A 6,945-nucleotide genomic window follows, 5' to 3' on the forward strand; every position below is an offset into this window, starting at 1 on the left:
GGTTCCAACCCCTCTCCCGGGGGGAGAGGGGTTGGAACCTGCCGAGGCCGCGTTGATCGCCGCGCTGGATGCCGCCGAACCCGCTGCCGATGCCGCGATCGCCGCCGAGGATTTCGAAGGCGCGATGGCCGCGCTCGCTGCGCTGCGCGCGCCGATCGATGCGTTTTTCGAGAGCGTCACCGTCAACGATGCGGACGCGGCCAAGCGCGAGGCGCGGCTGAACCTGCTCGCGCGGTTCCGCGCTGCGGTCCACCGCGTCGCCGATTTTTCGAAGATCGAGGGTTAACTTCGACCGATAACCCATTCAAACACGGACAGGCTGAAGCTGATGACCAAATATGTGTACCGTTTCGGGGGCGGCGCCAATGATGGCGGTGCGGGCAACAAGAATCTGCTCGGCGGCAAGGGCGCCAATCTCGATGGCATGGCCTCGATCGGCCTGCCGGTGCCCCCCGGCTTCACCATCAGCACCGAAATGTGCACCCGCTATTATCAGGATGGCGAGGTGTTCCCCGACAGCCTGAAGGCCGAAGTGGCAGAGGGCCTCGCGCATATCGAGGGCGTTACCGGCAAGAAGTTCGGCGATGCCGCCGATCCGCTGCTGGTCTCGGTCCGTTCGGGCGCGCGCGTCTCGATGCCGGGCATGATGGACACGGTGCTCAACCTCGGCCTCAACGACGAGACCGTGCAGGGCCTCGCCCAGGTGTCGGGCGACGAGCGTTTCGCCTGGGACAGCTATCGCCGCTTCGTCCAGATGTATTCGGACGTGGTGCTCGGCCTCGACCATGATGCGTTCGAGGAAGCGCTCGAAATCATGAAGGAAGACAATGGCTTCTTCAGCGATACCGAGATGGAGGCGAAGCACTGGAAGGCGCTGGTCGGCGAATACAAGGCGCTGGTCGAGGACCAGTGGGGCAAGCCCTTCCCGCAGGACGTGAACGACCAGCTCTGGGGCGCGGTCGCGGCGGTTTTCGGCTCCTGGCAGTCGGAGCGCGCGAAGGTCTATCGCCGCCTCAACGACATTCCGTCCGAATGGGGCACTGCGGTCAACGTGCAGGCGATGGTGTTCGGCAATATGGGCGACACCTCGGCGACGGGCGTGGCGTTCACGCGCAACCCCTCGACCGGCGAGAATCTCTATTACGGTGAGTTCCTGATCAACGCGCAGGGCGAGGACGTGGTCGCGGGCATCCGCACGCCGCAATATCTCACCAAGCAGGCGCGCGAGGAGGCGAATGCCAAGCCGCTGAGCATGGAAGAGGCGATGCCGGAAACCTATGCCGAGCTGGCGCGGGTGTTCGACATTCTCGAAAAGCACTATCGCGACATGCAGGACATCGAGTTCACCGTCGAGCGCGGCAAGCTGTGGATGCTGCAGACCCGATCGGGCAAGCGCACCGCCAAGGCGGCTTTGCGCATCGCGGTGGAAATGGCCAATGAAGGCCTGATCACCGAGGAAGAGGCGATCGCGCGCGTCGACCCGATGGCGCTCGATCAGCTGCTCCACCCCTCGCTCGACCCGTCTGCGGCGCGCGACGTGCTGACCAAGGGGCTTCCCGCTTCGCCGGGCGCGGCGAGCGGTATCATCGTGTTCGACGCCGATACCGCCGAGCGCCGCAACGAAATGGGCGATGCGGTGATCCTGGTGCGCATCGAGACAAGCCCCGAGGACATTCACGGCATGCACGCCGCCAGGGGCATCCTGACCGCGCGCGGCGGCATGACCAGCCACGCTGCGGTCGTGGCGCGCGGCATGGGCCGGCCCTGCGTCTCGGGCGCGGGCAGCCTGTCGATCGACACCAAGGAGCGCGTGTTGCGCATCGGCAAGCGCGAGCTGCGCGAGGGCGACACGATCACCATCGATGGTGCCTCGGGCGAGGTGATGCTGGGCGAGGTGCCCACCGTTCAGCCCGAGCTGGTCGGCGATTTCGGCGTGCTGATGGGCTGGGCCGACAAGGTCCGCCGCTTGAAGGTGCGCACCAATGCGGAGACGCCCGAGGATTGCCGCGTCGCGCGCGATTTCGGCGCGGAAGGCATCGGTCTGTGCCGCACCGAGCACATGTTCTTCGAGGCGAGCCGCATCACCGCGGTGCGCCAGATGATCCTGGCCGAGGATGAAGCGGGCCGCCGCGCGGCGCTCGAAAAGCTGCTGCCCGAACAGCGCGGCGACTTCCACAGCATCTTCGAGGTGATGGCGGGCCTGCCGGTCACCATCCGCCTGCTCGATCCGCCGCTGCACGAGTTCCTGCCGCACAGCGAGAGCGAGTTTGCCGAGGTCGCCGAAGCCGCCGGCGTCGGTGTCGAGGTCTTGAAGCGCCGCGCCAATGAGCTGCACGAGTTCAACCCGATGCTGGGCCATCGCGGCTGCCGTCTGGGCGTGACCTATCCCGAAATCTACGAGATGCAGGCGCGCGCGATCTTCGAGGCGGCGTGCGATGTCGCGGAGAAGAGTGGCGCGGCTCCTATCCCCGAGGTGATGATCCCGCTGGTCGCGACCCGCCGCGAGCTCGAGCTGATGAAGAAGGTGGTCGATACCGCCGCCGAGATGGTGTTCGCTGAGAAGGGCCGCCGGATCGAATATCTCGTCGGCACGATGATCGAACTCCCGCGTGCCGCGCTGATGGCGGACGAGATTGCCGAGGTCGGCGAATTCTTCAGCTTCGGCACCAATGACCTCACCCAGACGACGCTCGGCGTCAGCCGCGACGATGCCGGACGGTTCCTCACCCAATATGTCGACAAGGGCATTTTTGCGCGCGACCCGTTCGTCAGCCTCGACATTGAGGGCGTCGGTCAGCTGATCGAGATCGCGGTCGAAAAGGGCCGCAAGACCCGTCCCGAGATCAAGCTCGGCATCTGCGGCGAACATGGCGGCGATCCGGCGAGCATCGCGTTCTGCGAAACCGCCGGCCTCGATTATGTCAGCGCCTCGCCGTACCGCGTGCCAATCGCGCGGTTGGCAGCGGCGCAGGCAGCGCTGAAAAAGGGCTGAGCGAGCACTTGCACTTTCCTCAAAGCCCTCCCCCATCAAGGGGGAGGAGGGCTGGGCAGCACAAGGACTGGCTGATCCCACCAATCGCGCTTGCCATTCCCCCCGGTCTTCCGGCATAGCCTGTGTCAAAACAGGGAGGGGATCGCATGCGGACCGGGTTTCGCTATGGCATCATGCTGGTCGTCGGGCTCGTTTTGGGCACCGGCGCGGCGGCGTTGCAGCTCAAGCAGAGCTTTGCCGCGATGGGGATCGAGAACGGACCGTGGCGCACCGGCGAGAAGGTCGGCACCGCCGATGCGAGCGTCGCCACCCGCGCGACGGTCGCGCTGCGCGGATTGCTGGCGCTGCCCGAGCGCGAGGCGATTTATTTCAACGCTTCCACCGACAGCCAGGGCCGCAAACTCACCGGCAGATGCGCCTATCGCGTCACCGGCGGCGCGATCGACGCGCGCTGGTGGAGCCTGACGCTGTACGACAGCGCGGGCTATCTCATCCCCAACCCGGCCAGCGTCTATTCGGTCGGCAGCGCGGCGATACCGCCCGAAGAGAAGACGAACTGGACCGTCGATATCGCGCGCAAACGCACCGGCACGCACTGGATCGCGATGCCCGACGATCAGCCGTTCGAACTGACGCTGCGCGCCTATCATCCCTCGCGTGAATTGCTGGCGAAGCGCGGGAGCGTGCCGCTGCCGCGCATCGAGCGCGGGGAGTGCGGCGCATGAGCCGCTGGATCGGACCCGTCGTCCTGGCGATGATCGCCGCAGTCGCCGCCTGGTACGGCACGCTCGCTGCCGCCCCCAGCGTTATCATGGACCGCGCCTGGAACCGGCTGGCGGATCAGGCGGGGTATAACAAGATGACGCATACCCCGCCGGTCGTCGCCGAGCGGCAGACGATCGTCCGGCCCAGTCCCGACCTTGCCTATTCGATCTGCGCCTTCGACCTGACCCAGGCTCCGCTCGAGGTGATGATCGCGCCGGTGCCCGCGCATTACTGGTCGCTGACCGTGTTCGACAGCGTGACCGATGTCGCGTTCGTCGAGAGCGACCGCGATACCGGCGGCAAGCCTATCCGGCTGGTGCTGGCGACGGCGGATCAGGCCGTGCCCAAGGGCGCGCGCAAGATCGTCATGCCCGATGCCAAGGGTGTCGCGCTGATCCGCGTCCTGCTCAACAACCGGGCGGAGATCGGCGCGGTGGATGCGTATCGCAAGCAGTCTTTCTGTCGTCCTCTCAAGGGGTGACCCGTCCTTCCCGCGAACGCGGGAATCCCGCTCTTGCGTCGGTGGTCGGAAAGAAAGCGGGACCCCCGCCTGCGCGGAGGTGACGAGGATACGCTGGCCACTGACAGCGATGTAAGGAATTTCATTTCCCGCCCTAGACAAGCGCCGCAGACCCCTGCATATCTCCGTTTAACCGAACGATTAAACGAGGCCGCGAATCCCAACGCGGCCCGGATCGAACGCGCAAAGGAGAGCGACATGGCAACCCGTCCCACCGCTGCCGAGTTGGCGGACTATGAGGCCCAGGCCGATGCCTGGTTCCGCGAGAACACGCCCAAGGACCCCGGCTTCATGCTGCCGCTGACCTTCATGGAGGTGAGCACCGACCAGCAGTTCGAGTTTCTCTGCAACTGGCAGCGCAAGGTCTACGAGGCGGGCTATCTCGGCGCGAGCTGGCCGGTCGAATATGGCGGAGGCGGGCTGCACCCCGATTTCCAGCGCATCGCCACCAAGGTGATGAAGAAATATGACGGCCCGATCATGCTCAACGCCATCGGCATCGGCTGGGCCGGACCGCTGATCCTCGACATCGGCAGCGAGGAAGAGAAGAAGAAATATATCAAGGGGATGCTGAGCGCAGAGGATATCTGGTGCCAAGGCTTCTCCGAGCCGGAGAACGGCTCCGACCTCGGCAATGCGCAGCTGAAGGCCGTGCGCGACGGCGATGAGTACGTGCTCAACGGCTCCAAGATCTGGACCTCGCTGGGCGACCGCGCGAAATACATGATCCTGCTCGCGCGCACCTCGAACGAAGGGCCGAACAAGTACGCGGGCCTCAGCTTCTTCCTCGCGCCGATGCACGCGCCGGGCATCGAGACGCGGCGGATCAAGAAGCTCACCGGCGAATATGGCTTCGTCCAGTGCTTCTTCACCGATGCGCGCATCCCCGCCGAATGCCTGATGGGCAACGAGGGCGATGGCTGGCAGATCGCGATGAAGACGCTCGAGTACGAACGCGGTGCCAAGGTCAATCTGGCGGGCGGCTATTTCCTCAAGGAACTCGATGCGATGGGCGTGGTCGAACTGGCGCGCCAGTCGCAGCGCGGCGGCAAGGCGCTGCTCGACGATCCGGTGATGAAGGACCGGATGGTCGATTTCATGATCGACATCCAGGCGCTCAACCTCAACAACCAGCGCCGCCGCATGGGGCCGCTGGTGCAGGACCGGCCGATGGGCCTCGCGCTGATGAATAAGCTCGCGCGCACCGAGATGATCCGCGAGCTGACCGAATTCTCGCTGGCCTTCCAGGGCACGCGCGGCGGTTATTATGTCGATGATCCGTGCGCGGTCGACAATGGCTATTGGCACCGCAGCTATCTCAACAGCTTCTCCGCCACGATTGGTGGGGGCACGTCCGAAATCCAGCGCAACATCGTCGCCGAGCATGTGCTTGGCCTGCCGAAAGGACGCTAAGAGATGGCTTTCAGCGAAGAAAATCTCGCCAATCACCTCGGCGGCCTTGGTTACAGCGAGGAGCAGATCGAGCTGATGGACGTCGCCACCAGCTTCTGCCGCGACAAGTCGCCGATCGACAAGGTGCGCAAGCTGATGGAGGACGAGCGCGGCTATGACCCGCAAGTCTGGCAGGAGATTGCCGAACTGGGCTGGCTTGGCATCGCGATCCCCGAGGCGCATGGCGGCGTTGGCCTGTCGATGGCCGAGGTCGCGCCGATCGCCGAGCAGATGGGACGGCGACTGCTGACCACGCCCTTTTCCACCTGCACCGTCGCGGCGCAGGCGCTGCTTGCCGCAGCCGACGAGGCGCAATGCGGCGAGTGGTTGCCGCGGATCGTCGCGGGCGAGATCGCGACGCTGGCGCTGTACGAACCGCATGGCGACTGGACGCTGGCCCATGTCGAGGTGACCGCGAAGGCGAGCGGCGAGGGCTATGCGCTGTCCGGCACCAAGCAGTTCGTCGCCTATGCCAAGGACGCGGCCTTGGTCATCGCCACGGTCAATGTCGATGGCGCGGTGCGGCTGGCGCTGATCGAGCGCGCCGCGATTGCGGACAGCGCCTTGCGCCGCGAGATCATCGTCGACGAGACCCGGCGCACCTACGAGCTCACGCTCGACGGCGTCACTATTCCGGCTTCGGCGCTGCTCGATGCGGGCCGCTCGGCCAGTGCGCTGAACCAGATCGAGCTGGCGAGCGCGCTGCTCCAGGCGGCGGAAATGTGCGGCGGCACGCAGAGCGCGATCGACTATACGATCGAGTATCTCAAGACCCGCAAGCAGTTCGGCAAGCTGATCGGCGAATATCAGGCGCTCAAGCACCCGATCACCAATGCCTATGTGGCGTACGAAAAGGCGCGCTCGCACATGCTCAGCGCTGCGCACAATTTCGGCCAGCAGGGCGTGGGCGAGATCGCGGTGCGCATGGCCAAGGCCAGCGCCGACAAGGCGTACAGCTTCGCCGCCGACCGCGCGGTGCAGTTCCATGGCGGCTTCGGTTTCACGCACGATTGCGATGCCGGGCTCTATCGCCGCAGCGCCATCTGGCACGCCAGCCAGTTCGGCGATGCGGCCTGGCACCGCGCCAAGCTGGCCGACCTGTTGTTCTGATAAAAACCCTCTCTCCTTCAGGGGAGAGGGATACGCAGCCTTGATCCGGTGGAGCCGGGCTAGGCGAAGTTGGGTGAGGGGATTGCGGGCATAGAGCCCCACCCCA

Annotated in this window: 6 protein-coding genes; all 6 read left to right on the plus strand. The window is 65.4% G+C overall.

Annotated elements, in window-relative coordinates; genetic code table 11:
- A partial coding sequence (locus AX735_RS00115) for a DALR anticodon-binding domain-containing protein (protein ID WP_446471759.1) occupies nt 1-286 on the plus strand: 286 nt, incomplete at its 5' end.
- Nucleotides 287-328: 42 nt separating this feature from the next.
- Entirely contained in the window at nt 329-2,992 is a 2,664-nt protein-coding gene (gene ppdK / locus AX735_RS00120; RefSeq protein WP_066274024.1) for a pyruvate, phosphate dikinase, read from the plus strand.
- Nucleotides 2,993-3,138: 146 nt separating this feature from the next.
- On the plus strand, nt 3,139-3,717 hold the full coding sequence (locus AX735_RS00125; protein WP_066274026.1) for a DUF1214 domain-containing protein: 579 nt from the start codon (nt 3,139-3,141) through the stop codon (nt 3,715-3,717).
- Nucleotides 3,714-4,238 (plus strand): DUF1254 domain-containing protein, encoded by a 525-nt coding sequence (locus AX735_RS00130; RefSeq protein WP_066274028.1) that lies wholly within the window; start codon nt 3,714-3,716, stop codon nt 4,236-4,238. The genes AX735_RS00125 and AX735_RS00130 overlap by 4 nt, the downstream gene beginning before the upstream one ends.
- A gap of 237 nt (nt 4,239-4,475) precedes the next feature.
- Nucleotides 4,476-5,690, plus strand: coding sequence for an acyl-CoA dehydrogenase family protein (locus AX735_RS00135; protein WP_066274030.1), 1,215 nt, complete (start codon nt 4,476-4,478; stop codon nt 5,688-5,690).
- A gap of 3 nt (nt 5,691-5,693) precedes the next feature.
- Nucleotides 5,694-6,839 (plus strand): acyl-CoA dehydrogenase family protein, encoded by a 1,146-nt coding sequence (locus tag AX735_RS00140; RefSeq protein ID WP_066274033.1) that lies wholly within the window; start codon nt 5,694-5,696, stop codon nt 6,837-6,839.
- The last annotated feature ends 106 nt before the right edge of the window (nt 6,840-6,945 follow it).

Origin of the sequence: Blastomonas sp. CCH1-A6, assembly GCF_001556365.1 — a bacterium.
Classification (GTDB): Bacteria; Pseudomonadota; Alphaproteobacteria; order Sphingomonadales; family Sphingomonadaceae; genus Blastomonas; species Blastomonas ursincola.